The sequence below is a fragment of the Neotamlana sargassicola genome, from assembly GCF_020523965.1.
Taxonomy (GTDB): Bacteria; Bacteroidota; Bacteroidia; order Flavobacteriales; family Flavobacteriaceae; genus Neotamlana; species Neotamlana sargassicola.
On record NZ_JAJAPX010000008.1, the window covers coordinates 1 to 26885 of the forward strand.

General features: G+C 31.9%; 29 protein-coding genes. 4 read left to right on the plus strand and 25 right to left on the minus strand.

The window, feature by feature from the left end; all coding sequences use genetic code 11:
• Positions 1–256: 256 nt before the first annotated feature.
• The 16 genes from LG651_RS15295 to LG651_RS15370 form a co-directional block, all read right to left on the minus strand.
• The gene (locus LG651_RS15295; protein WP_226696981.1) at positions 257–763 is read right to left on the minus strand and encodes a hypothetical protein; all 507 of its coding nucleotides are present in this window, start codon (positions 761–763) and stop codon (positions 257–259) included.
• Positions 764–919: 156 nt separating this feature from the next.
• Positions 920–1570 (minus strand): hypothetical protein, encoded by a 651-nt coding sequence (locus LG651_RS15300; protein WP_226696982.1) that lies wholly within the window; start codon positions 1568–1570, stop codon positions 920–922.
• 231 nt (positions 1571–1801) lie between these two features.
• A complete protein-coding gene (locus LG651_RS15305; protein WP_226696983.1) occupies positions 1802–3019 on the minus strand; it encodes a hypothetical protein in 1218 nt (405 codons plus the stop codon).
• 167 nt (positions 3020–3186) lie between these two features.
• Positions 3187–3777, minus strand: a complete 591-nt coding sequence (locus tag LG651_RS15310) for a hypothetical protein (protein ID WP_226696984.1) — start codon at positions 3775–3777, stop codon at positions 3187–3189.
• A gap of 173 nt (positions 3778–3950) precedes the next feature.
• Positions 3951–4331, minus strand: coding sequence for a hypothetical protein (locus LG651_RS15315; protein WP_226696985.1), 381 nt, complete (start codon positions 4329–4331; stop codon positions 3951–3953).
• A gap of 161 nt (positions 4332–4492) precedes the next feature.
• Positions 4493–5119 (minus strand): hypothetical protein, encoded by a 627-nt coding sequence (locus tag LG651_RS15320; RefSeq protein WP_226696986.1) that lies wholly within the window; start codon positions 5117–5119, stop codon positions 4493–4495.
• 145 nt (positions 5120–5264) lie between these two features.
• Entirely contained in the window at positions 5265–5999 is a 735-nt protein-coding gene (locus LG651_RS15325) for a hypothetical protein (protein ID WP_226696987.1), read from the minus strand.
• Positions 6000–6155: 156 nt separating this feature from the next.
• Positions 6156–6629, minus strand: coding sequence for a hypothetical protein (locus tag LG651_RS15330; protein WP_226696988.1), 474 nt, complete (start codon positions 6627–6629; stop codon positions 6156–6158).
• A gap of 597 nt (positions 6630–7226) precedes the next feature.
• A complete protein-coding gene (locus LG651_RS15335) occupies positions 7227–8198 on the minus strand; it encodes an HNH endonuclease (protein WP_226696989.1) in 972 nt (323 codons plus the stop codon).
• Complete coding sequence (gene dcm / locus LG651_RS15340) at positions 8167–9681, minus strand: DNA (cytosine-5-)-methyltransferase (RefSeq protein WP_226696990.1); 1515 nt, start codon at positions 9679–9681, stop codon at positions 8167–8169. Before dcm ends, LG651_RS15335 begins: the two co-directional genes overlap by 32 nt.
• A 555-nt stretch (positions 9682–10236) precedes the next feature.
• The gene (locus LG651_RS15345) at positions 10237–11091 is read right to left on the minus strand and encodes a hypothetical protein (RefSeq protein ID WP_226696991.1); all 855 of its coding nucleotides are present in this window, start codon (positions 11089–11091) and stop codon (positions 10237–10239) included.
• 446 nt (positions 11092–11537) lie between these two features.
• Entirely contained in the window at positions 11538–12026 is a 489-nt protein-coding gene (locus tag LG651_RS15350) for a hypothetical protein (RefSeq protein WP_226696992.1), read from the minus strand.
• 697 nt (positions 12027–12723) lie between these two features.
• Complete coding sequence (locus tag LG651_RS15355; RefSeq protein WP_226696993.1) at positions 12724–13386, minus strand: hypothetical protein; 663 nt, start codon at positions 13384–13386, stop codon at positions 12724–12726.
• Between the two features lie 243 nt (positions 13387–13629).
• Positions 13630–14160, minus strand: coding sequence for a hypothetical protein (locus tag LG651_RS15360; protein ID WP_226696994.1), 531 nt, complete (start codon positions 14158–14160; stop codon positions 13630–13632).
• Positions 14161–14314: 154 nt separating this feature from the next.
• Positions 14315–14953 carry a hypothetical protein gene (locus LG651_RS15365; RefSeq protein ID WP_226696995.1) on the minus strand — a complete coding sequence of 213 codons (639 nt, stop codon included), beginning with the start codon at positions 14951–14953 and terminating at the stop codon, positions 14315–14317.
• A 308-nt stretch (positions 14954–15261) separates the two neighbouring features.
• The gene (locus LG651_RS15370) at positions 15262–15441 is read right to left on the minus strand and encodes a hypothetical protein (RefSeq protein ID WP_226696996.1); all 180 of its coding nucleotides are present in this window, start codon (positions 15439–15441) and stop codon (positions 15262–15264) included.
• Between the two features lie 27 nt (positions 15442–15468).
• On the opposite strand from LG651_RS15370, the gene LG651_RS15375 reads away from it, so the two are divergent.
• Positions 15469–15666, plus strand: coding sequence for a hypothetical protein (locus LG651_RS15375; RefSeq protein WP_226696997.1), 198 nt, complete (start codon positions 15469–15471; stop codon positions 15664–15666).
• Between the two features lie 155 nt (positions 15667–15821).
• On the opposite strand, the gene LG651_RS15380 is transcribed toward LG651_RS15375, so the two are convergent.
• Positions 15822–16208, minus strand: a complete 387-nt coding sequence (locus LG651_RS15380; RefSeq protein ID WP_226696998.1) for a hypothetical protein — start codon at positions 16206–16208, stop codon at positions 15822–15824.
• A gap of 64 nt (positions 16209–16272) precedes the next feature.
• Positions 16273–17448: a tyrosine-type recombinase/integrase gene (locus tag LG651_RS15385; RefSeq protein ID WP_226696999.1), complete on the minus strand. Its 1176-nt coding sequence runs from the start codon at positions 17446–17448 to the stop codon at positions 16273–16275.
• An 88-nt stretch (positions 17449–17536) separates the two neighbouring features.
• Between LG651_RS15385 and dnaG the strand changes: the two genes are divergently transcribed.
• Positions 17537–19495, plus strand: coding sequence for a DNA primase (gene dnaG, locus LG651_RS15390; protein WP_226697000.1), 1959 nt, complete (start codon positions 17537–17539; stop codon positions 19493–19495).
• Here the strand turns inward: dnaG and LG651_RS15395 are convergent.
• The gene (locus LG651_RS15395; protein ID WP_226697001.1) at positions 19490–20128 is read right to left on the minus strand and encodes a response regulator transcription factor; all 639 of its coding nucleotides are present in this window, start codon (positions 20126–20128) and stop codon (positions 19490–19492) included. The genes dnaG and LG651_RS15395 overlap by 6 nt on opposite strands.
• A 160-nt stretch (positions 20129–20288) precedes the next feature.
• Positions 20289–21077, minus strand: coding sequence for an NAD(+) synthase (gene nadE / locus LG651_RS15400; protein ID WP_226697002.1), 789 nt, complete (start codon positions 21075–21077; stop codon positions 20289–20291).
• A gap of 74 nt (positions 21078–21151) precedes the next feature.
• On the opposite strand from nadE, the gene gldB reads away from it, so the two are divergent.
• Positions 21152–22132, plus strand: a complete 981-nt coding sequence (gene gldB / locus LG651_RS15405) for a gliding motility lipoprotein GldB (RefSeq protein WP_226697003.1) — start codon at positions 21152–21154, stop codon at positions 22130–22132.
• Positions 22132–22467: a gliding motility protein GldC gene (gene gldC / locus LG651_RS15410; protein ID WP_226697004.1), complete on the plus strand. Its 336-nt coding sequence runs from the start codon at positions 22132–22134 to the stop codon at positions 22465–22467. The genes gldB and gldC overlap by 1 nt, the downstream gene beginning before the upstream one ends.
• Positions 22468–22469: 2 nt before the next feature.
• Here the strand turns inward: gldC and LG651_RS15415 are convergent, their stop codons facing one another.
• The 5 genes from LG651_RS15415 to ftsH all read right to left on the minus strand — a co-directional run bounded on the left by LG651_RS15415 (position 22470) and on the right by ftsH (position 26878).
• The gene (locus LG651_RS15415) at positions 22470–22736 is read right to left on the minus strand and encodes an acyl-CoA-binding protein (RefSeq protein ID WP_226697005.1); all 267 of its coding nucleotides are present in this window, start codon (positions 22734–22736) and stop codon (positions 22470–22472) included.
• Positions 22729–23385, minus strand: a complete 657-nt coding sequence (locus tag LG651_RS15420) for a phosphatidylserine decarboxylase family protein (protein WP_226697006.1) — start codon at positions 23383–23385, stop codon at positions 22729–22731. The genes LG651_RS15415 and LG651_RS15420 overlap by 8 nt, the downstream gene beginning before the upstream one ends.
• The gene (locus tag LG651_RS15425; protein WP_226697007.1) at positions 23375–24196 is read right to left on the minus strand and encodes a phosphatidate cytidylyltransferase; all 822 of its coding nucleotides are present in this window, start codon (positions 24194–24196) and stop codon (positions 23375–23377) included. The genes LG651_RS15420 and LG651_RS15425 overlap by 11 nt, the downstream gene beginning before the upstream one ends.
• A gap of 2 nt (positions 24197–24198) precedes the next feature.
• Complete coding sequence (locus LG651_RS15430; RefSeq protein WP_226697008.1) at positions 24199–24810, minus strand: LUD domain-containing protein; 612 nt, start codon at positions 24808–24810, stop codon at positions 24199–24201.
• 112 nt (positions 24811–24922) lie between these two features.
• Positions 24923–26878 (minus strand): ATP-dependent zinc metalloprotease FtsH, encoded by a 1956-nt coding sequence (ftsH, locus tag LG651_RS15435; RefSeq protein ID WP_226697009.1) that lies wholly within the window; start codon positions 26876–26878, stop codon positions 24923–24925.
• Between the last annotated feature and the right edge of the window lie 7 nt (positions 26879–26885).

Genomic DNA, 26885 nt, shown 5'->3' on the forward strand with positions numbered 1-26885 from the left:
ATTAATTCAAACTTTTCAGTTCCGATATATCCATTATAGAATCCGTTCACAATTAACTTGTTCAGAATCCTTAAATTTTTATCACTTTTGGTCATCGTTTGTCTCATTTCTCAAATTACACACAACGGTCTAGTATAACCGTCAGTTGCGGGTTTAAAGTTACTGTTTTTCGGTTTAGCACTGACGTTAGCAATTCCGAGTGGATTCGGACGTAGTCGAATCCGCCGTAATTGCGGCTATACATTGTTGTAGCCAGTTATTGTTCTCTATTAAGTGTCATTTCGAAAAACTGAATCCAAGAGTTTTCTCTCTTATATTCACCAGTTTCATACCATTGTCCTTTCTCATTTTGCCATATTCTAAATCGTATATTATCATTTGTATACCAGTATAGTTTGTTCTCGATAATTTCAGCTTTAAACTCTGCATTCATTCCGTTTGGTAAATATGAGCGAAATATATAATTGTCATTAGTTTTATCATACGTTAATATTGAAAGTGCATTGTGGACAATTTTCCCTTTCGATATTCCTTTTCCCTCAATAAGAACAGCAGTTGAGTCTAATTTAAATTCAATTCTATTTGTTTGTTCAAATTCTGATTTTCCATTTCGTTCCATCCTCCAACCAGTTCCTTTCCAGTTGCCAACCATAAAATCCAATTTTTTTATTTTAGCTTTATAAATTGAGTCAGTTTCAGAAGTTTGAGAAAATCCTAATGTCGAGATTAAAAGAGTAATTGTAATTGTCAGATAAAATTTCATATTGATTTTGTTTTAATTGGCTACAACGGGTTAGTGCATGAAAAGTTGCGGTTTTAAAACTGCAATTTTCAGCCTGTTAAATTTAAGTTTATTTTGTTTTAGAAACATTCTATATTTTCTCTTTAGCAATTTTTTATGCACATTGTTGTAAGCTGTTTATTCCTCCTTTTCATAATCAATATTGGTTTGAAGAATTATCTCATATTTAAGTAAATCTAATTTTGGTAATATTTCTTCTTTATCAATTTTCTTAGATTTAAAATCATTAAGATATTTATAAAACTCATCAATTTTCTGTTTTGTAACTCTTTGGAAGATTTTATATCTTTTCATATAAACATCTCTTTGCACTTGAATTGTCATTTTCTTTTCTCTCCCACCTTTAAAATCAGTTAACACATCTAAACTGTCTGAATATAAGTTTTTAACACAAATCTCTAAAGAGTTTTCTAATTCTGAATCAATAAAATTATCAGGGAAAGTTTTTTTCATTCTATTAATAAGACCTGAAATCATCCCAAATGCTTTCGTGTATGAATTAGCTTTTTTATTATGTATAAATTGATTTCTAACATTCATAAATGCTTCTAGTTTCAATTTATCATCCTTTGAAATAGATTTATTGTCAAGAAGTAAATTAATTTTTTGACTAAAACTTAATGCACTAGAACTATTTCCTAATGATTTTGATTTATCTAGGTCAAGTATATCAATATCTAATAAATATCCTAAAGAACAACTAGCTACGAATTCTAAAGTTAGAGAATACTCTAATACTTTCATTCTCTTTTTAAGGTTTTCTTTCAATTCTTCTGATTTTGGTTCTTATATAGCTTACAACGGTCTAGTGTATGAAACGTAGCGTGCAAAAAGACACTAAATTTTCGGGTTAACACAGAGCCGAATTTTTATATTTTGTTTTAATTTATCATTTTTTAAAAGCCAAATTAAAAATTTGGCGGACTTTCTAAATATACACTAACCTTTCGATTAAGAACTTACGAGCTATGTTTTATACACCGTGTTGGCAACTGGCTTTTAGTTTTCTTTTAAATACTCAACCATTTTTCTATCCTTGATATATTCCTCCATAATGGCTCTGATAAAAGAATAAACATCACTTATTAAACTGTCTAGTATTGTATCTTTAAGAACTTCATTTGACCAGTTGAGTGTATTTTCTTTTGGGTCTAATTTTTTAACTTCTTTTTCTAAATACTTTTCTAATTCTTTGAAATTTCCGTGTGCAATATTTGACCTTTGATTATAGATGTCTCGTAATCTATTTTTTAACCAACCTAAATCAATTTCCTTATTGTTCTGATATACTAAAATACTTGTCTTTAATTTAAACTGTTTACTAATTGAATCTTCAACATTAAACCTTTGGTAATTTGGACTATGGGTTAATAGTAGTTCAATTATACTTATCAAAGTCACAAGTTTATACCTTGAATCCTTGATTTCTTCCCTTGCAATTTTTAGTAGATTAGATACAAATAGAATTTTATCTTCATTGGATTCATCTATGATAGAATCTAATTCATTACTTAATCTTATTAAATCCTCCTTTATATGTGGAATTGATAACCATCTCTCTTGTTCGTGATGAATTTCGGATGTATGCGATTTAAATGCAAACGTTAAGATAGTTTGATTTAAGAATCTATCAATTTTTAGTTCTTGTAATGATAAATGTTCTTGGTGCAGAAAAAATGATTTTCCAAAATAATCTGTTCCTTCTGTATGAAGTAAAAGTGATATTAAATGAGAAAAATTAGTAAGTTTATTTGAGTTGTCAACGACAGGATTACCTTTATCTAACATAATAAAGCCTCGTTCTCCTCTTTCTTGCATTTCTTTATTTGTAATTTTCATACTCTCAAAATGCCCTTCGTCATCAAATCTCCCAACTATCCACATTCTTGCAATCTTTTCAAGTATGCTTTTGCCCTTATTGTTCTTGAAAAATTGTTCTACATATTTATCAACCTTTGAATAGTTTTCTTCAAAATTTTGTAATGTACTTTCAACGGAAACATAGTCCTTTGTTTCCTCTGTTATATGAATTGGTAAGTTCGCATTCCAACCATCTTGGTAAAATTCAGCTGGACTATTCATTGATTTTTCCAGATAGCTAGTAACCAGTTGTATTTCTTCCTCAGTTCTTGGGTTATCAAGGTAAAAACTAAATCTACTTGAAATTGGAATTTCTTTGTCTATTGGATATATGTAGGTAGTTAAAATGAAATTCACTTTTTAGTTTGGTTTTTCAGCTTGTTGCCAACGGTTTTGTGTATGATTTCGTTGCGTGTTTCAGCAACTAATTTAGTAAAAAATAAAAGGTGATAATTCAGCGCGAGGATTTTCCGAAAGGAAAATCAGAAGCAATGAATTATACACGTTGTTGCCAAACGTATTTTTTAATAATCCGTACAAAAGTCATTATAGTATTCAACAATTTCTTGTAAGTGAATTTCTCTCAATTCGTTTGTTTTAATTTTCTTTACCAATGAAGAGCAGTCAATTACAAAGTCCATAGTTCGCTTTTTCCATTTATTGATAATTCCACAGTTCAAACAAGATGGATAGTCGTCATTTTTTCTAATCAAAAAGTTAGTTACTTTAGTCACTTGACGGTTATTAGGAAAATTATTTTGTGGGAAGTCAGAATCTAATATCCACGAAGTACTTCTTTGTCTGTACATAGATATTTCTCCTTCTGTAACAAGCTCTAAAAGAACAGGTTTGTCAAATTCATTAAGCTTGATATACTTGTATATTTTAGGTCCGAAAAATGTCTCAAATTCAACTTTGTCTACCATTTCATAATCCCAAAAGTCATCTTCACTTTCCATTGAAACTCTGAAATTTATTTCATTGTGCTTAATAAATGCATATCCTGGAATGGAATCACCATCTTTGAAATAGATAGTTGCATCTTCAGGTTGTGCAAAACTGTAAATACTTGAAAAAGCAATTATTAGTATTATAAAAAAATGTTTTTTGTTCATATGTTTGGCAACGTACTCGTATAACCGTCAGTTTACGGGTTAAAGTACGCAAATGTTGCGGTTTAGCACAGACGTTAGCAATTCCGAGTGGATTCGGACGTAGTCGAATCCGCCGTAATTGCGGTTATACATTGTTGTGGGTAGTTTTTTATTTTTCATATTCCGATTTTCAATTAGTAATGCACCCAATATGAGTCCGTTTCTTCTCCGTCGTCAACCATTCTAATTTGGATGTCAAACAATTCATTCAAGATTTTTTCTTTAGTCGAATTGTCAAACTCCTCAAATTCCAGTTCCTCAATATGTTCCGAAATTTTGTCTCCGTTATGCCATTTTTCCGCCACAATTTTTTCAATCAGAATATTCAATTCAGGTGAGGGAATTTCCATTTCAGATTTATGCCAAATAAATTCCTGTCGTTCTTCTGGGTCATTTTCGTCATAAATTGCAATTCCGTTTATTGAGTCGACCGTTTCGTTTGTCAATTTAATTCTCTCAACTCCGTAAAGCTTGAGAAATGATTTTAAAAAATTCAGTCTTTTTGATTCTTTCATTTCGGTTTTCTCAAATTACCCACAACGTGTTTGTATATGGTTTGTTGCGTTGTTTAAGCACTAAAGTTAGCAAATAAAAACCGAATAGAAAATCCGCAAGGATTTTCGTAAGTAGGCTAGAACTAGCAATAAATTATGTACGATGTTAGCAAATCGGTTTTTTATGTTTTAATCATATTTATCATTCCATAAGAATAACTTCCTTTTGGTAATCTGTCTCTAAAATCTTTAAAATATTTCCACAAGTTAAATTCGTTGTTAATTAACTTTAATATGTTTCGAACGTTTTTTATTTCAGACATTTCTGGGTCTTGATATCTTTCGTTTTCAGGTTCCCAATATGAGTAGACACGTCTTGTTTTTCCATTTCCGACTTCAAAAACATATGTCTTTCCGTCAAATCCTTTAGGATAGTTTTCAATTTCTGCACAATCTTTTAACGTCTCAATATTTTCCGCATTTAGAGAGTTGATTAATTTCTCAACAATTATGTTTGGAATTTTTATTTTTTGATAAATAATCTCTGAATTATTCTTTCTTTTATTTTCTGTCACGAAATTTGTCAAAGTTCCGTTATAAGTTGAGTCAGTTATTTTAATCAGTTCCACAACCTGATAATCTGTCCAAATTCGGTAAGCTTTTTCAAAATTTAGACTGTCGTAATGTTTTAATCCAATTTCAATTCGGTCAGACTCGATATAAGGATTCCAAAAGGATTCTTTTTCGGTTTGTCCAAATGCAAAAGTCGAAATCAGACTTAAAATTAATATGTGGATTTGTTTTTTCAACTGTTTGCTAACGGTCTCGTATAAGAATAGTTGCGGGTTTACGTGCGAGGATTTTCCGAAGGAAAATCAGACGTAGTAAACTTGCAACTACCTTTGATTAGGCACATAACCGCAATTATTTTTATACATTGTTGTGCCTAGTTTTTTAATTTTTTAAATATTCTTTTGCTAAATTCTCAAAATCACTTTTATATGGTTGTGTTTTTTCGAGTTCTTTATTTCTATCAGTTTTTATATAATCTTCATAGATTTTCCTCTGTTCAGCTTTTAAATTTTGTTCATCATCTGCCATTGCTTTAGCTAATTCTTTGTTCTCTTCATAATTTTTCATAATGATGATAAACCTATCTGTTAAAGATTTTTGTTTTTCGCAATTATGTTGATATTTTAGAAAAACTTCATCAGCCCAATAGTGAAACTTCATAACTGACAGGTATAAATCATTAGCAGCTATTGTAAGTTTACTATCCTCTACTAAAAGAGTGATTTTTGATTTTGCGATTCCAGTTTTTGCATAATAAGAAGAATTGGTGTTTCTAATATTTACTAATTCAGCAATATTGGTTTTATCATAATTACCTAAACTTACTTCTAAAATTGAATAAAGCCATTGATTAACAATTCCGTGAAATTTAATGATTGCGTCTCTTTCTTCACTTCGATAGGAAATTTCATTGTCCAAAATCCGTTGTAAATCCGTTTTCATCATTTCTTGTTCTTTTACAAACTCGTTTTTTACGGATTCAACTTCTCGTGTTAGGTCTTGTAAGTCCTCTTTTAAAGCTGCACTTTTCCCTTTTTCAGTCAGATAACTTTTAAAAAAAGCAAGATATACTGCTATAAATAAAAGTATAATTTCGATTATTAATTCAGCTTTCATTTTGGTTCTTCAAATTAGGCACAACGGTCTAGTATAACCGTCAGTTACGGGTTAAAGTACGCAAATTTTTCGGTTTAGTACAGACGTTAGCAATTCCGAGTGGATTCGGACGTAGTCGAATCCGCCGTAATTGCGGTTATACATTGTTGTAACACGTTATTTTTCCATTATATATTTTTCAAAACTGTCAAATGTAACGCTTTCAATTTCCTTTTTTGAAGGATAACTATGTCCATAAAGTCCTGCGTAAAGAGGAATCGGTTTAATAGTTTTTTTTCCTTTTTCTGTTGCCTTTATCTTTATTGGTAATAATACTTCTCTTTCCACTGCGATGCTAAAATCCGACCAACCATAATTATATTCAGATTTACACTTTTTGCAAGTCCACTTTTCATTTGAACATTCAGGTCCGTTTTCCAGAGTTTCAGTTTCAAAATGTTTTTTTGCTTTATCAATTAATAATGTTGTTTCCCACGTCTTAAAGGATTTTCCGTAGTCAACACAATTAATTCCAACAATTTGTATAAATCTCGGATATTCACAAGCGCAAGAATTTCCGTTATAATACATATCTACTACTTTTTCAATTAATTCAGATGTCTTATTGTATCTTATTTGAAATTCTTCCACAGTTTTTGCTTCTAATGTGTTACAACGTGTTTGTATAAGAAACGTTGCTATTTTGAGCGCGGCGATTTTCCGAAGGAAAATCGGACGAAAGCAAAAGAGCAACACGTTTCAATTTAGAACTAAATATAAGCAATGTTTTTTATACGTTGTTGTAAGTTGTAGTTTTTTCAGAGTTATGTTTTCCACTTGAGTTAAATTCCGAGTTTGAGTAAATTCAGCTATTTTTCGTCCGCAAAGTGTTGTTAATCCGCAAGAGTGAAAATCTGCATAATATTTTTAGTCAGCGTTTTAAAAATTCGCAACCTTGCTCAATTCCGCAAGAGTAAAAGTCAGCGTAATATTGGTCAGATTCAGAGTTTGAGTGAATTTCTCCGCGTGACAATTCAGAGTTTTAATTTGTTAGAAATCAAATGTTTTTAAATTCAGAATTATCCGCCGTATGAGTGAGTGCTATGACTTGCAACGGTCTCGTATAAGAATAGTAGCGGTTCTTTATACACTTACTTTTCGGTTAAATACAGACCTTTTTTGTAATTCCTTTGTTTCGTTTTAGCGATTAAACAGCTATTATTTTTATACATTGTTAGGCAACGTTTTTTATCTTTTCAGTAATTCAGTTCGATGATATTCTAAATATTCTTTTCGACCATCAACTGGCAGATGGCTAAATGTTTTTCCATCACTAATTCCCAATTTTGAGTATGTCATTTTCGATAAGAAAGGTGACAGAATACTTTTCTTGTCGTCAGTAAAAGAGAGGAAACCTCTGTCAAACATAAAGTCGAAGGTTGGTGATAACATAAATCCATTTAATGGGTCAGTTTTTTCAAAATCGCTTGACTTTGCCCAAGGTTTGATATGACTTGCAATTAACATTCTATCATCAGATACTAAAGTTATTGGGCAGAAAGGACATAATTTTAAAAGTTCCTCTCGATATTTTCCTTGACCAATACGAGCTCTTGATAATACTTTTTTCTCTTCTGTATTTTCAAGTTCATCAATTTCTTGTTGCTCTTTTTCAATTGTATAAGGATGTTCAACGTTCCCAAAATAATCTGCAAATAGTCGGAAATAATAATATACTTTACCATTATCATCCAGCAGTTTAACTGCTGAAATGTATGTTATGTTTGGTAAAGAAAGTTCTCGGATTAATTTATACGCTTTGTCATTAGACTTGATATAAATTCTTGGTCCATCTATTTGAGTTTGTTCAGTAACTTCAAATTCGATACGTTCAGGTAATTCACTTACTTTTTTAAGTCTTTCGTTCCAAAGGTTAGGAAGTATTTCGCGATTTAAATAGGGTTGCTCCGGATTTAGGTATTCTTGTTTAGTCTCTTCTAAATACTTTAGTAAGTCTTTTTTTAGCAAAAAACATTTTATTCCAAAACCATAGATGCCAAAAAAATCTCTTGTTTCTTGGTTTTCTTGTCCTATGTAAAGTTTGGCTTCGCCATTTCCTCCTCCAATTTTATTTTGTCTAACAACGAAAGAATCCGCTATCGTTATTTTTTCCTTTGTGTCAAGAACCTTAAACGGCTCGTTCAATAGCTGTATCTTCATTTATGCTCGAAAATTTTGTTATATCCATTTGTTTTAAAAGTGCGATTAAAACATCAACCACAATACTGTTTCCAGCTTGACGGTACATTTGAGTATCGCTTACTACTTGTTTGAAATCATCACGAAAGCCCATTAATCGTAAACACTCTTTAGGTGTTAATTTTCTAATCCTACCTTTATTATGAGTTACATAATTATCCACACCAGCACGATGCATTTTATGCATTGATTGCAAAAGAGGTCTTGCAACTTCAAGGTCAGTTTTAATTTTTGTTTTGAAATTCTTTGTTCCTTCTGAAAGCACATATTTTGTAGTCTTTTCAGATAAATAATATTTTTCTTCAACCTCGTTTACGTCAAAGATGAATTCATCAAATTCTTGGTTTTCTTGGCTCTCAAAAATAAAATCTCCGTGCCAATTGAATTGTTGATTAGCTTTTTGGCAAATAGCAACATCACCGTTTATTTGAGTATATCGTTTTTTTCTGTTTTTTGAACTGGTTACGAATTTTACACCTTTTTCTTTTAGATAATATTTACTGTCGATATAATCTTCGAGAAAATCTTGCATTTTATGTTCGAGCTTTATTGGCTCGGGAAATTCAAAATCAATCGATTTGTCCTTGAAACCTACTACAAATATTCTTTCTCTATGTTGAGCCATTCCATAATCTTTGGCATTCATCACTTGATAGAAATATTTGTACCCTAATTCATCAAAAGTTGCTTTTATTGTCTCAAAAGTGTTTCCTTTATCGTGGTTTATTAAGCCTTTTACATTCTCAAAAATGAATACTTTAGGCTGGCTTTCCTTGACAATTCTTGCAAACTCGTAAAATAGTGTTCCACGAGTATCTTTTAAACCTTTTCGTTTACCAACCATTGAAAAGGATTGACACGGACTACCGCCAACTAAAAGGTCAATTTGACCTTTATATTTTTTAGCTTTTATATCTCGTACATCATTATACCATCTTTCTTCGTCCATATCATAATTTGCAAAATAGCTTTCCTTTACAAATTTGTCATTATCACTCGCAAATATAATTTCAGTATTTAATTTGCAGCGTTTAAACGCATATTCTATTGCTCCAATTCCCGAAAATAAGGTTGCAATTCGGGTTTTAGCTTTTGGATTTTCAAATTCTTTTTCAGTCCATTTTTTTTGAAATGAAAGTCGGGTTTGATTGGAAACATACAAATCCATATGTTCTTTAACAATATTTAAAACATCCTTGTATTGCGGATATTCATTTAATTCTTCAATTACTTTTGATGAATAATAATGATTTAAAAGTTCACTTTTCTCAGTTTCAAGAATTTCAGCTAGAAGTTCAACCAATTCGGGTGATAAGCGTCTTTCTTCACGCTCTATTTTTCCGAGTGTGGATGTGTCAATATCAAGATGTGAAGCTACTTTTCTCAATGGAAAACCTAATTCACTTCTTCTTTGCTTAATATATTCTCCGAACGTTGATACCATATTTTTCGACAATTGTTTTAGGACGATTTTTGTCCAAAAATATGGAATTTAAATTTAAGACACAAAGTTTCTTTCAAAATGTTGCCTAACGTATTTGTATAAGCTTAGTTGCGCTGGAAATCCGCAAGGATTTTCAGATTAAGGAACTAAGATAATAAAAATGCGAGGATTTTCCGTAGGAAAATCAGAAGCAATTAAACTTATACGGTGTTGTAAATTGTAGCATTTTCAGATTTGTTATTCCGCTTGATTGAAGTTCCGCGTTTGAGTAAATTTCGATTCAGGATTTTTCCGCAACAATTTTCAAACCGCAAGAGTGATATTCCGCGCAATATTTGTTGATTCCACGTTTTAAAATTCCGCAAACTGGCTCAATTCCGTTCGAGTGAGATTCCGCGTAAAGTTTTTTAAATTCAAAGTTTGAGTGGTTTTCTCAGCGTAATAATTCAGAGTTTTAATTTTTTCAGAAATCAGAAGTATTTAAAATTCGGAATTTTCCGCCGTTTGAGTGAGTGCTATGATTTACAACGGTCTTGTATAAGAATAGTGGCGGTTTTAAGACCACAGACTTTTCAGTTTAGACCAAAGTTTATTATTGTTATTATCTTTTGTATTGGCAGAAATTCCGCCATTATTTTTATACGTTGTTGGGCACAGTATTTTATTTTCAACTCTTAAAATCAGTTGTTTTTTACCAGAATTCCGTTCAAGAAAGCCAATCAATCCGAGTAGCGTTCCGTATTCATCCATAGTGTTATTCCGACCCGAAATTTTAATCCATTTTTGGTAATCATTTTCAAGTTGATTTAAGTCAATACTTTTTCCGATTAAACTGCTCAAGTCGAAAATTGAAATGTTTTCTGATAGCTGAATTTCGGTTAATGCCGTTTTTCTTTGAAATAGAAACTCTAACAGTTTTCCAATATTTTCTTTTCGGTCAATAACCATTGATTCCAAACTATAAAAACCATTTTTGTCCTGAATCCTAAATTTATCCAACAATTCATTTTCGTTTATGAAGTCAGATTTATTGTAGTTGTCAGTTGCAATAAAAATCAACTCATTGGCAACATCTCCGAAGGATTCAATTCTTTCTAATTCAACTTTTTCTGTTTGTTGCGAATTGTGAATTTCATTACTTACTATATTATGCTTCGTGGTCCAATCTAAACCAAGATAAATTCCATATCCATTAATGATTTCTTCAAGGTCAACACCTTGTTCCATTGCTTTTTTAATTTGCTTTACAAACGAGGACTCTCTGTAATTAAAATCAATTAAATATTTAGGCTCTTGATTCTGATAAATTACAGATTCGTCAATAGAAAGTTCATGGAAAGGAATAGCTCTAAATTCTCCATTCTCTCCATCAAATAAATACGATTCTATTTCTCGGTTAATTTTTTTCATTCTCTGTTTCTGGGTAATCAATAAAGTCCCAAGGAATTTCCTTTTTAAAAGTTGAAATACATTCTTCCATTAATTCAAGTGAAATATTTTCTTTAAAAACTCGGATTGTTCAGGTTTTCTTTGTGTCGTCTCTGAAAATTTCCGCAATCAATTCGTCATTTCGATAGATTTCAACTCCGATTCCGTCACGTTCATCTACGTCACTTGCGATTATCACTCTATCTTTATTTTCTTTCATTTGCGTTCTGTTCGGATATTGTGCCCAACGTGCGTGTGTATGGTTAGTTGCGTGGTTAAGCAACTAAGTTAGCAAACTTTTACGAACCCGAGAAAATTCCGCAGGAATTTTCGTAAGTAAGCACTTAAAAAGCAATTAATTATACACGTTGTTGCCAACCGTTTTTAATTCAGATTATTAATTTTTAAAATTCAAAATATTATGAAATTCAATCAATTTTTACATCGAGATAACTTTTGGTTTGTGATGAGTCATTTAGGTTTTGCTTTGTCAATAATTCTATTTGTTTTTTCACAGAATCGAATTCAATATTTAGAGAATCAAAACCACGACTTAATTCTTGAAAATCAGATTTTGGAACAGAGGGAAAAAATCTATTTGATAAAGCTAAAATAGACACAGGAATGAAGAAAAATAAATATATTTTCTGGTATAGAGTCAAAGGTGTTTTTCTAGAATCTTTTTCCAACTGGTCGAATGTTGTAAACTTCCATCCTTTGTCATTTAATCTAAAAGCTTCTTTTCCACAACGTTCTATGAGTCCGTAGTCTTTTTCTAAAGAATATATAACTTTTTCAGCTATGTTATTATCTGGCAAAATATGTAAAAGGTCTTTATGTGGAATAAGTTTTGACTTATCAGACTTTTTAAATAAGTCAATTACTTTTTCTGCAAGCTCTTTATTTTTTGGATTCATATCAGCGTATGAGTGATTTCAAATGTTTGGCAACGGTCTCGTATAACTTTCAGTTGCGTGATTTTGGAACTAAAGATAATAAAAAGAACTGACTTTGACGCGCCAGCGTCTGTGTCCGCAGGACACAAATACGGAGCAATTGAAGTTATACATTGTTAGCTAAAGTACTTTTTCCGTTTGGATTTTCGATTCCACTTTATCGTTTTTGAGCTTTTCAGTCCGCTAAATTCAAATTAATATTTTGAAAGCGAATTTAAGTTTTACTTTTTGTCCGTAAAGATTTATAAATAGAGTAGTGCTGAGAAATTTTTATCCGCAACAATTTATCCGTTTGCTTTTTTCCATCCGAGTGATTTCAAGTCCGCCAAGTTCTAATTTTCTTTTTGAATTTTTATCCGCAAAGATTTTCAATCCATTTTATCGGTATCAATTTTTTGTTTTGAGTCAAAATTTCAACAATTTCATCAGATGACTTTAATTCTCGGAACTACAATAAATCTCTTAATAGAAAGGAACTTATTATAAACTCGCTGATTTTTGTTTCGTATTTTAGCTAACGTTCTCGTATAACCGTCAGTTACGGGATTAAAGTTAATGATTTTCGGTTTATCACAGACGTTAGCAATTCCGAGTGGATTCGGACGTAGTCGAATCCGCCGTAATTGCGGTTATACATTGTTGGCAAATCGTTTTTTATTTATGGTATTAATATCAGTCGTTGTTTTAATTTCTCGTTTCCTAAAACCCAAACAATTAAATATCCGCCAGCTCCATCGCTATTCCATTGATGAACTATATAATCACCTTTGTTTTTATTAATTTCAAAATCATTGTCGCAATCAAAAATATCCTCGTAAAAAATAGTCGGAATCTCAATGGATTTTCCATTTATTGAGGTTTCAATTCCGACAACTTCTGTTTTAGGAATATTTCCGTCAGTTCCGTAAATTCTACGTCCATTAATTTTAGTCAACCATTTTCCGTCAAAATCTGAAATTTTATTTTCCAGACTAAATTCCTTTAACTTATACTCAAATGAAAATTCAGTTCCGTTGTATTTATTCAAATCCTCAATTGGACATAAACGACTTTTATGAATATAACCCGTAAAAGTATCATCTTCTCCGCATTCCATTTGATATTTGTTTTTTGAAATGTTGACAGTTATCCAATCCGTTTCTGTTTCGTTTTCTTGATAACTAAATACTTCATAATCTTTGAGTTTGTAAATGACTTCAGAGTCAATTTTAGGAAGTTTTCGAACGTTAGTGAATCCATCAACATCTTTTATGACTGCAACTTGTCCGTAATTCAGATTACAGAAAAAGATGATTGAAACGATTATTAAATAGTTCTTCATTTTCTTATGATACAGTTTTTCCTAAATGTTTGCCAACGGAATTGTGTATGGTTTCGTTGCGAGAAAAGCCGCGAGGTTTTTCCGCCGTAAACCAAATATAGTAAAATAGCAATGATTTTCCGATAGGAAAATCAGCCGCAATGAACTATACACGGTGTTACCACACGTTTTTATTAATCAGATTAAAATTTAACTAAAATATTATGAAAATCAATAACTTTTTAAATAGACAAAACTTTTGGCCTATAATGTGTCATTTAACTTTTCTAGCGTGGGTTTTTTTTTCAGTTTTACAATGGAATCGTATTGCGTCTTTAGAGTTTGAAAATCAGATTTTAAAGTCTCGTGTTCAGATTTTGAAACAGCAGGAAAGAATGTTTTATATGCTCCAATTAAACCAAAAGCAATGAATATTGGTAAATATATTATTTGGTATGTTGTTAATGGTCTTTTGTTTTTACGTAATTCTTTATATTCTTTTTTAAATCCGCCTTGTTTTTGGAAATGCTCAGTTTTATTATTAGCACGAGCTGATTCAGAATCTTCATTAAAATTACATTCACAAACACCATATGAATCTAATATGTATAAATATCTAACGAACCTTTTACGAACTTCAAAATCAGTAATTAAAGTTCCGTACCCTTGGTTATCTGTAAGTTTTATAAATCCTTTTTTTATAAGAGGTTCAGCAGTAACAGGCCAATTAGTTTCCAAGCATTTTGCAATGATAAAATCTAACGGTTCAATATCGGCTTTTTCAAAGTTTGTCATTTCTCAAATGTGTGGTAACGGTCTCGTATAACCGTCAGTTACGGGTTAAAGTACGTAAATTTTTCGGTTTAACACTGACGTTAGCAATTCCGAGTGGATTCGGACGTAGTCGAATCCGCCGTAATTGCGGTTATACATTGTTGTGCGTTCGTTTTTATTTTTCTCCAATCCAAATTTTCCCAACAGGGACGAAGAAAATAGTGTCTTCTGTTCCGTCTGAATAAGTGGTTTTTTCTTTTTTAATATCTGCATTTTCTAATTTTTTTAAAAGCCTTCTGTCGGAATATGCATTTTCTATTTTGTCATATTGGTCAATTGGCCACAATAAATCATTTTTCCAATAATGACATTCATCAAGTTTTGGTTCCCATTTAAAGTCAGAACTCATTTGTTTAGTGAACGAGGAATCATTTTGTTTAAAATCGGCTTCTGTAAATAGGTTTTCATAATGTTCAATTCTTTCTCCAAGTGCACAAACAACTTGGGATTTAGATAATCGAGGTTCATTTAACCATATTTTCAGATAATAAGGTTGGTTTATTTTGTCCAATTCTTTTTTCCAACTATCATAAATTTTTTCAAGTCCGTTTATTATCTCTTTTTTTGCTTTTCCTTTTGGTTCAGGAATTTCACTTTTAGTTAATGTCAGATTATCCCAAGGTTGTACATACACTTTTGAATAGCGATATTTGTGTTTAGATAACTGTTCAATATCCAATTCCAAGTATTCCTCAATCCAATTTTGAATTTTCGCAACCTTTCTTTTTAAACCTCTAATTTTCTTGTATTTCACGGTTTTTCTTAAATGACGCACAACGGAATACGTATATGATTAGTAAGGGTTAAATATAAGCTAATTGTATTGTATTACGGAATAAAACAAATAAACTGAAATTAATTATAACATTGTAGTCCTTATTAATTATATACTTTGTTAGCAAATCGTTTTTATTATGGCACAGTCTGACCTCGAAAATCAAGAAATTAGAATAGAAATTAAAGATGGTAGATATAGTTTATCAAGATACAAAGACGGTAAAGTAAAAGAACAATACCGCCCTGAGTCAAAAGAATGCATGCAAGTTTGGATTACATCTGTTCTTAATGGTTTTCAACCACCACGAGTCCTGAATCATCTTGATAAACTGTCTGATTAAATTCAATATGAACGTGTTCACCAACTTGTCTAACTCGGTAAAAATCTAAACCACCAAAGTAAACTGGTAGTGTTTCATCTTCTTTTTGTAATCTTTCGATTAAATCTTTTACTGTTATTTTCATTATTAACTAAAATTTAAAATTATTATTATGTCACAATCAGACGAAGCTCAAAAACAACTTTCTGAAAAGTTTATTGTAATGGGTGCTATTGATTTAAGTTACATTAAACAATTAGAGGAAACTCAAAACCTTGTTGAAATGTATGAAAGTCATACTGGAAACAAGTTTATCGATTTCGTATCACAGTTACTTTTGCAGGATTCGACCAAGGACGAAGCTCACTAAATTTAACTAACTCAGATTTGCTTGTATGAGAATTAATAACTTTAACCATTCCGTTTTTGTCTTGTTTTGTTTTTTCAGAATAGATGTATTTTCCTTTTCCATTAATTGAATAATATCCACTTTTCATTATTAACTAAAATTTAAAATTATTATGTCTACTTTAAAGAGTCTTTTTCTTCGTTTTGTGGTTTTTGTAACTCCTCGTTGTGCTTTAGATGAGAATGGTCAACCGTATCGATTAACGTTGGCTTTTTGGCTTCATATTCTGTTTTTGACGATTCAAATTTTAATTGTTCTTCGTCGTCGCTAAAAAATTCAATAGCCATTATTAAAAAACTTAACAAAGTTATTACAAGTATTACTATGTTGTAATAATTTTGAGTCTTATTGTTCCTTTCAATATCTTTTCTCAACTCATTTACCACTACTACATTTAGCGGTAATAATGTTTCGTGTTCTTCTTTTTTATCCATACCACTCATTCGGTCAACAACCTTTTGAGTGCGTTCATCAATCTTCGGAAACTCAATCTTTCTACTCATAGAATCGGTTAAATGTTTGCTAACTAGTTATATCAAGGTAAATATAACAAAATATCCATCAATCCTAACGGGATAATAGGAATTTGTCTTCCGCTTTATCAACATGCTTTAATTGGCTTACAACTTTATCTAAAGGGCTTTGTATATCCAATAAATCCTTTCGGGCTACATGGGTGTAAACCATTGTCGTTTCTGGTCTTGCATGGCCTAAAAGTTCTTGTATATGTCTTAAATTTACACCTTGTTCAAGTAAATGCGTAGCGTAACTATGTCGCAAAGTGTGCGGCGAAACAAGTTTCTTTATATTGGCTAACTTACAAGATTGTTTTAAAAATTTTCTAATACTACTATCCGAATAAGCTAAGCCATTTTGTCCTTCAATTAAATAATTTTTAGGCTCGTAAGTCATTAAATAATTTTTTAAAAGTGGTAAAACACTTTCGGCTAAACTTACATATCTATCCTTTTTTCCTTTGGCATTCTTAATAAAAATTTGGCGTCTATCAATTTCTAAATCGGCAACCTTTAAATTAATAAGTTCACTTATACGTAAACCCGACGAGTAAATTAAAGCAATAACCATTCGGTGCTTTAAATTTTTAGTAACCTGTAACAATCTAATAACTTCAACATACGACAAAACATTGGGCAATATTCTTGCCTTTTTAGGTCGTTGCAATTCCAAATCGTTAATCTGCGAGTTTTGGTAAAACACAACAAACAGCTTCATAGCACTAATAAATTGGCGTTGTGTGTTAATAGCATAATTCCGTTTTACGTAAATAGTTTCAATATAATGTTCAACACTTCGGTTATTTAAAGTTTCAATAGCTTCATTATTATAAAATTCAACAAAATCGGCTACCAATTGCGAATACGTATTCACAGTACTATCGCTATAACGTTTTCCTTTTAAGTATTTATAAAAATTGTTTAATAATTTGCGATTAGCATCATTTAATTGTCTAATTCTTTTCTTCGGAAACTTTTTTTCGGGTAACTTTTTATTGAAAATATCATCGGCGTTAACAGAAGCAAAACCTTTAAAAATTGTAAAAATGGTTTTTAAATTTTCAGGATTATTCTGCAAATACCAGGCGCGGTGAGTCTTACTCCATTTAGCCTCTGTTTTTTGTCGTAAAAGTTGAATTAAGGTTTTGTCGAATTTAAAATTTATAATAATTTGGTGCGCCTTTCTGTGATATTGACGTTTTAAAGTAACTAAAGGAAGAGCTTGCATAAATAGGTTTTGTAATAAAAATACAACAATTTTTTATATTTCTAAAATCGATAGTTAATACGTAATTTTACACTCTAAATGTTTTAAATTGATATCACCAAGTTCCATAGATCAAGTATTCGAAACCGCAAGAGTAGAGGAGGTTATTGGCGATTTCGTACAGCTAAAAAAAGCGGGAAGTAATTTTAAAGGCTTAAGCCCGTTTAGCGACGAACGTTCACCAAGTTTTATGGTGTCGCCAGTAAAGCAAATTTGGAAAGATTTTTCTAGCGGAAAAGGAGGCAATGTCGTGGCATTTTTAATGGAACACGAACATTTTACATATCCCGAAGCTATAAAATATTTAGCTAAAAAATATAATATAGAAATTGAAGAAACCGAGCAAAGCAACGAGCAAAAAGAAAAAGCAAACGAGCGCGAAAGTTTATACTTGGTAAGCGAATTTGCAAACAGCTATTTTCAAAAAATATTACATAAAACCGATCAAGGAAAAGCAATAGGCCTGAGTTATTTTAAGGAGCGTGGTTTTACACCAGAAACTATAAAAACTTTCGATTTAGGATATTCGCCAAATGAATGGCAAGCTTTTACCGACGAAGCTTTAAAACAAGGTTACAATATCGATTTTCTCGAAAAAACAGGGTTAACCATTGTAAAAGATGATAAGCGATTCGATCGCTTTAAAGGTCGCGTTATGTTCCCCATAAAAAGTATGAGTGGGCGCGTTTTAGGCTTTGGCGGACGTATTTTGGTTAACGATAAAAAAGCAGCCAAATACCTAAATTCGCCCGAAAGCGATATTTACCATAAAAGTAAAGTACTTTACGGCATTTATCATGCTAAGCAAACCATTGCAAAAGAAGATAATTGTTATTTAGTTGAAGGGTATACCGATGTAATTCAATTTCACCAAACTGGAATAAAAAACGTGGTGTCATCGTCTGGAACCGCTTTAACCAGTGAACAAATTAGATTAATAAACAGGTTAACCAAAAATATTACAGTGCTTTTTGATGGCGACGCGGCAGGAATGCGTGCTTCGCTTCGTGGTATCGATTTAATTCTCGAACAAGGCATGAATGTTAAGGTGTGTACCTTTCCAGAAGGTGAAGATCCAGATAGTTTTGCCAAACAAAATACATTTGATGAGTTAGCGCTTTATCTTAATGAAAACGCCAAAGATTTTATTCAATTTAAAGCTTCAGTTTTATTCGAAGAGTCAAAAAACGATCCTATAAAAAAGGCCGATACCGTTCGCGATATTATAACCTCTATTTCTAAAATTCCTGATACTATAAAAAGGGAAATTTATATTCGCGAATGTTCAAATATCATGGATATTAGTGAACAAGTGCTTTTTAGTACGCTTGCTCAAATGAATAAGAAAGACATACAGGAAGCCGATAAACAATTAAAAAAAGAACAAAAAGCTTTCGAAGTTATTAAGCATGAACAACCAGTTAAAAAAGTTGATGTGCAATATTTGTTAGAGCGAAAAATAATAGAAATACTATTGTTATACGGAAATAAAACCGAAGAGTTTGAAGATTTAGTTTTAAAAGAAAACGAATCTGGAGAGCTAGGATTAGAGCCCGTTATTCATGAAGCTAAAGTGTTCGAAAAAGTGTTTTTAGATTTACAGGACGACGAAATGGAATTTACGAACCCCAATTTTAAAACACTTTATTATACCATAATCGAGAAATTAAATCAAGATCCTAATTTCGAATTAAATCAATTTGTAAATGCGGTCGATACTACAATGGCTAGCGAAATAACAACCATTTTAATGGACGATGAACGCTATACCCTCGACGATTGGGAACGGCAAAATATTTACCCGAAGGCAAAAACCGAAACAGTAGCGCAATTGGTTAGCGAAACCATTTTAAGTTTGCGTTGTTTTTTAATAGATTTAAAAGTAAAAGAGTTTCAATCCCAAACAATAAATAACAAAGCAGACACGAATAGAAATATACTGGAAGAAGTAAAAGACTATTCGGGTCTAAAAATGTTATTGTCTAGAAAGCTTAATAGAGTGTTATAAAACTTCCTCGGCAAGTTTTGCTTGGTTAACCAAGTCAACCAAATTAGTAACTTTAAGCTTACGCATTAAACGAGCTTTATAAGTACTCACAGTTTTTTCGTTAATATCTAATTCTTGAGATATTTCTTTGTTCTTTTTTCCTATGGTAAGCAATTTTAAAACTTCTGCTTCTCTAGTAGAAAGTTTTTTGTAAAAAGCTGCCTTACCGTTACTAGTTACACGATTACCAAAAGCTAATTGCTGTGTTAAATCGTTGCTTAAGTAAATGCCGCCATCGGCAACTTTGTAAATAGCTTCGCTTAATGTTATTAAGTTTTCCGATTTAGAAATAAAACCCGATGCACCCGCTTTAATGGCATTTAAAGCGTAAACCTCTTCTGGTTGCGCACTAAAAATTAAGGTTTTTATGTTAGGGAAATCCTTTTTAAAATAACGTAAAACCGTTAATCCGTTTAATTTTGGTAAATCGGTTTCCATTAAAACCAAATCTACAGGGTTTCTTTTTACAAATTCAATGATGGCTTCTCCATCACCTACACTTCCAACAACCTCAATGTCTTGGGTTGCAGTAAACAAGACCTCTAACCCTTTTCTTGTAACAGGGTGGCTGTCTGCTATTAATAATTTTATCATAGTTAATATAAGCTTTATACAATTAATTTGAGATATAATTGTGTGAGAGACTAAGCTGATGGCTAAAGTAAAAAAAATTAACTAATAGGCTAAAAGTTTAGGTTAAATGTAGTTTTATTTCGATAAAATGTTTCTTTTTGTAAGTAGGTTATAAGTTTTGTTACTTAAATGAAGTTGGAATTTCGCATACAGGAATGGGAATCATTTTATGTTTGTTCGAATTATTAAAGCGTTTGTAAATTTTAAAAACTTCTTGTTCTCTACCTTTAAAATCATCGGCGGTTTTGCCTTCGTCATTCATTTTCATAGCCCATTCCAGTTCGGGGTACGATGCCCCAATTTGGTCTTCGTCGGTACGGTCGTCTCCCCAAAGACCATCGGTAGGTTGGGCCTCAATTATTTCTTGGTTAACACCCAAATATTTAGCAATTTCGTAAACTTCGGTTTTAAGTAAATCGGCAATTGGGCTTAAATCTACACCGCCATCACCATATTTGGTATAAAAACCAACACCAAAATCTTCTACTTTATTACCAGTTCCAGCAACTAAAAGTTTTTCTAATGCTGCAAAATAGTAAAGCGATGTCATGCGTAAACGAGCTCTGGTGTTGGCCAAAGACATAAAACGGTCTTCCTCATTATCAACCGGAGGTAAGCTGTCCACTAGGGTATCAAAAACTGGTGTTAAATTAACTTGGGTCATGCGAACATCGTTAAAGTTTTTTTGCAACCAGCTAATATGGTTTAAAGCTCTACTTACTTGCGAAGGAGCTTGATGAATAGGCATTTCTAAACATAAAAGTTGTAATCCGGTTTTAGCACATAATGTTGAGGTTACTGCAGAGTCTATACCTCCCGAAATTCCAATTACAAAACCATTAACTCCTGCTTTTGTTGCGTAATCTTTTAACCAGTTTACTATGTAATCTACAACTTTTTCTGTTTGCATATTAAGTGTATTTAATTATGATAATAGTACCTTTGTAAACAAAAATAACCTTTACAATTAATTTATAAAAATTTATGGTGTTTAACTTTAAGCCTAAAATTAAAATTGTTTCACTACTTTTTTTAATGGTTGTAACTTCTTGTAAAAAAGAAAATAAGTTAGAAGCTAACATTGCTAGAATTAATACTGCAATAAATGTTGAGCGTTTTGATAAGTATTTTGCAAATGTAAATGCCGAAAAATTACCAAAATTAAAAGAAGCTTACCCTTTTATGTTTGCCGAAAAGTTTAGCGACTCATTTTGGCTTGCAAAAAAAAATGATACGCTACAACGACAGCTTTTTTATGAAGTAAACAAAACTTTTGGAGATTTTAACGAGTCTCAAGTCGAAATAGAGTCGCTTTTTAATCATTTAAAATATTACTTTCCAGAATTTTATCCGCCACGAGTTATTACAACTACTAACGATGTGGATTACCGAAATAAAGTAATTGTAACCGATACCATTGCTGTTTTGTCCTTAGATACGTATTTAGGAAACGACCATGAGTTTTATGGTGGGATTCAAAAATTTATTCGGGCTAATTTTAATAAAGAGCAGTTGGTTGTAGATTTGGCCGAAAAATATGCCCAAAAATATATTTATCATCCGCAACATCGCACCTTGCTAGATGAAATGATTTACTTCGGAAAAATACTTTATTTTAAAGATAAAGTAGTACCGTTTAAAACCGAAGCACAGCGCATTGGTTATACCGAAGATCAGTTAAATTGGGCTATAGAAAACGAAAGTTATATTTGGCAGTATTTTGTCGAGCGCGAATTGCTTTTTAGTACAGACTCTAAATTACCTGGGCGTTTTATTGTTGATGCCCCTTTTAGTAAATTTTATTTAGAAGAAGTTGATAACAGTTCGCCAGGGAGAATCGGGCAATTTATTGGGTGGCAAATAGTGCGTGCATACATGAGTCAAAATGATGTTTCTTTTAAAGAGATGCTTATAAAAAATACTGAAGATATATATAATAACACAAAATTTAAACCAAGAAAATAATGGCGAATACAACCTCGAAAATAGAACTTAATGTAGAACTCGATGAAAATCGTGTGCCAGAAAAATTAAGTTGGACAGCGCAAGATGGAGGCATTACTAACGAAGAGGCTAAGGCTATGATGCTAGCTGTTTGGGACCATAAAGCACAAGAAAGTTTACGAATAGATTTATGGACCAAAGATATGCCAGTAGACGAAATGAAAGTGTTTTTTCATCAAACATTAGTGGCCATGAGTAATACATTTAACAGAGCAACTCAAGACGAGAAAATGACTGCAACGATGAAAGATTTTTGCGATTATTTCGCAGAAAAGTTAGAGCTTAAAAAAAAGTAAGTTTACTTACGGTATAAAAAGTAGTTATTTACTAAATCGATATAAATTTCTTTTGCCTTATCTTGAGTTATATTTTTAACTTGAAATAAGGCATTTGTTTTAAAGGCATTAATTATTGCTTTTTTACTTTTTGGCCTGCTGTAATCATTTGTCGCCTTCTTGTAATAAGCATATAGTTTTAATAAAGTGTCGGCAGGAAATGGTTCCTTGTGGCCGTTTACACGTTGCACAGCTTCAATAAAGGCTTTATCAAGGTCTCGCTTATTCATTAAGTGCTGCTATTATACTTTCTCCTCCTCGAACTTTTTGGTTAAGGCTTACTTTTATATCTGTATTTAAAGGTAAAAACAAATCTACCCTCGAACCAAATTTAATAAAGCCAGAGTCGCCGCCTTGCGTGGCAGCATCGTTAACTTTAGCATAGTTTACAATACGTTTTGCTAAAGCGCCAGCAATTTGCCTATGTAAAACTTTACCATAAGTAGTGTTTTCAACAACTACAGTTGTTCGCTCGTTTTCTTCGCTTGCTTTTGGGTGCCATGCAACTAAATATTTTCCAGGATGGTATTTGCTAAATATAACTTTTCCGCTTATTGGGTAACGCGTTACATGTACATTTAAAGGAGACATAAATACACTTACTTGCAGGCGTTTTTCGTTAAAATATTCTTTTTCAAAAACTTCTTCAATAACAACTACTTTGCCATCAACTGGCGATACAACTTGCTTGTCGTTTAATACAGTATTTCGCTTTGGGTTTCTAAAAAATTGCAAAATCAATATTAAAAAAATAACTAAAGCAATTAAAATTAAAGTTCGTAGCCAGTTTATAGATACAAAACTATCAACTAATAAACACGCTGCAACAACGGTTACTAGCGTAATAAAAATTATTTTATGACCTTCTTTATGAAACATAATGTAGTATTCTTAAAAATAAATAAATAAATGGCGCTGCAAAAATAATACTGTCTAAGCGGTCTAGTAAACCACCATGACCGGGCATAATACCACCACTATCTTTTACGTGCGCTTGTCTTTTAAATTTCGATTCTATTAAATCGCCAAAAGTGCCAAAAACACTAATTATTATACTTAAAATTAGCCAATTGGTGAAATTTAAGGTATTTGTAAATTCAGCAATTAAATAACTAATTACGCACGAAAAGAATAATCCGCCTAAAAAGCCTTCAACCGTTTTTTTAGGTGATATTTTTTCGAATAGTTTTTGGCGACCAAAATTTTTACCAACTAAATAGGCAAAAGTGTCGTTACTCCAAACTAAAATAAAACAACCTAACAAAATATATGAGTTATAGCTGTTAAAGTAGTTCGCTATTAAAACTAAAAATACGAAAGAACTTGATAAGTAAAAAGTGGTTAGTAAATAACGCTTTGTAAAGAATAAAGGAATTCGTTTTACCGAAAATAAATCTTGTATTAAAAATAAATTAATAAAAATTGAAAATACTGTAAGGATTTTTATGGCTTCGCTTAAACCTAAGCCAGTATTTAAAATAGTTTGCCAATACCCAAATATACCATACAGCACTGCAAATATAAAGTAGGGGATATAACTTTTAAACTGAATTAGTTTTTTAAACTCGGTTAAACAAATTAAACCAAAAATAAAAAATAAGGCAATAAGTAAATGCTTGTATTGTAAACAGAAAACCAGTAAGGCAACATATAGTAAACCAGAAAGTGAGCGCGTGAGAGTTTCTTTCATTACTATAAATCTTCTAAAAGAAGAAGGTATAAATTTTTGGAACTACTGCCGTAACTTAAAAAGTTTTTATCTTCCTCTTCAGATTTAAAATTTTTAATAGTAGTTATGTTGGTTGGTATATTTTGTTTGTTGTTGTTTTTTATGCCGCGTAAACCTTCACCTATATTTTCAACAAATTGGCTAGTGGTGGCAAATACAATAAGGTTAAATGGTAATTCATGCAATTTTTTTTCGAAAATTTGTTTCGAGGATATTAGTAAAGAACCATCGTTGGCAATTAAATTCTCGCATGTGGTTAAAAAATAAGTCGCTTCAGAGAGCTTTAAGGTGGGTTTTAAGCTTGTAGTTTTAAACTTATTTCTTAGGTTTTTATCTAAAACGAAAGCTTTATCGTTAGCCCAGTTATTTTCAATAATAATGTTTTCAAAATTATCGAATATTTCGTTTAAATTCTCGCAATACAGAAACTTACCACCATTGGCTTTAAAGTTTATGGTAAACTTTTCGTCAATAGGTAGCTTAATTTCAGGCATATATTTGCCACGATCGTCAGATTTTATTTCTACGTCTGACGATTTAGGTTTTGAACCAAAAAATTTTCTAAAAAAACTCATTTAGTGGATTTGCTATTAATCTCAATTCCTTGGATGTTGCCCAAATATAAAAAATCTTAAATTAACCGTGTGATTAATTTAAGATTTTTACCAAAACGTTAAGAATAAATTACTATTCTTGTTTTTTGTCTATATCCTCGGCCGGTTTACTTACTTCTGGTTCTTCTTTTTCAAAAGCACGTTTACCAAATATTTTTTCTAAATTATCTTTAAAAATAACTTCTTTTTCAAGTAAAACTTCGGCAAGTTCGGTTAATTTATCTTTGTGTTCTTCAAGTAAATCGACAGCACGTTGGTATTGTTTTTCAATAATATCCGAAATTTCTTTATCAATAATTTCAGCAGTTTGCTCGCTATAAGGTTTTGAGAACCCGTATTCGCTTTGTCCAGACGAATCGTAATACGTTAAGTTTCCTACTTTATCGCTTAAACCATAAACGGTAACCATAGCGCGGGCTTGTTTAGTTACTTTTTCTAAATCGCTTAACGCACCAGTAGATATTTTATCGAAAATAACTTTTTCTGCAGCTCGACCACCAAGAGCAGCACACATTTCGTCTAGCATTTGCTCTGGGCGCACAATTAAACGTTCTTCTGGTAAATACCAAGCAGCACCTAAAGAGCGTCCGCGAGGTACAATAGTAACTTTTACTAATGGAGCGGCATGTTCTAACATCCAACTTACAACGGCATGACCTGCTTCGTGAAAAGCAACAGCACGTTTTTCGCTTGGTGTAATTATCTTGTTTTTCTTTTCTAATCCACCAATTATTCTGTCTACGGCATCAAGAAAATCTTGCTTGTCTACAGCTTTTTTACCATTTCTGGCAGCAATTAAGGCAGCTTCGTTACAAACGTTAGCAATATCTGCTCCAGAAAATCCTGGTGTTTGTTTAGAAAGGAAATCTAAATCTAAACCTTCGGCTTTTTTAAGCGGACGTAAATGCACTTCAAAAATTTCTTTGCGTTCACGAACATCCGGTAAATCAACATAAATTTGTCTGTCAAATCGTCCGGCGCGCATTAAGGCTTTATCTAAAATATCGGCGCGGTTTGTTGCTGCTAAAACAATAACGTTTGTGTTGGTACCAAAACCATCCATTTCGGTTAATAATTGGTTAAGGGTGTTTTCGCGTTCGTCGTTACTACCAGACATAGCATTTTTTCCTCTAGCACGACCAATGGCATCAATTTCATCTATAAATATTATAGAAGGCGATTTTTCTTTGGCTTGCTTAAACAAATCGCGAACACGAGATGCACCAACACCTACAAACATTTCAACAAAATCTGATCCAGATAAAGAGAAAAATGGCACTTTGGCTTCGCCAGCTACTGCTTTTGCTAATAAGGTTTTACCAGTTCCCGGAGGCCCAACTAATAAAGCTCCTTTTGGAATTTTTCCTCCTAAAGTGGTGTATTTTTCTGGGAACTTAAGGAAGTCAACAATTTCTTGAACTTCTTCTTTTGCGCCTTCTAAACCAGCAACATCTTTAAAAGTGGTTTTTACTTTAGTGTTTTGGTCGAATAATTTTGCTTTAGATTTACCTATGTTAAAAATTTGGCCGCCAGCACCACCTGTAGCACCACCAGACATTCTTCGCATGATAAAAAACCAAACACCAATTAACAGTATAAATGGTAAAATTCCTATTAGGAAATCGCCCCAGTAGTTTTCGTCTGTTTTAAGGCTGTAAATGTTGTATTTGCCTATGGCTTTTAGGTCGTTCTCGAAGTTTTCTAGGTTACCAACTTCAAATTTGTAATTTGGTAATTTGGTAGCAGAAGGCAAGAACGTTTGCGGGATTGAGTTTTTGTGTGCATCTTTAGCTTCGGCTTCTTTGGTTAAGTATACCGTAGCAATTTTACGATTTACCACAACCACTTTTTCTACATCACCTTCTTCAACATATTTAAAAAATTCTGATGGTGTAATAGATTGGTCGTTTTGGTAATTTGCACCACTAAAAACCTGAAAACCAATAAAAATGGCTATTAGTATTCCGTAAATCCAGTAAGGACTAAATTTAGGTTTTTTGTCTTTCGAGTTGTTATTTTCGTTTGTCATTTTTGTG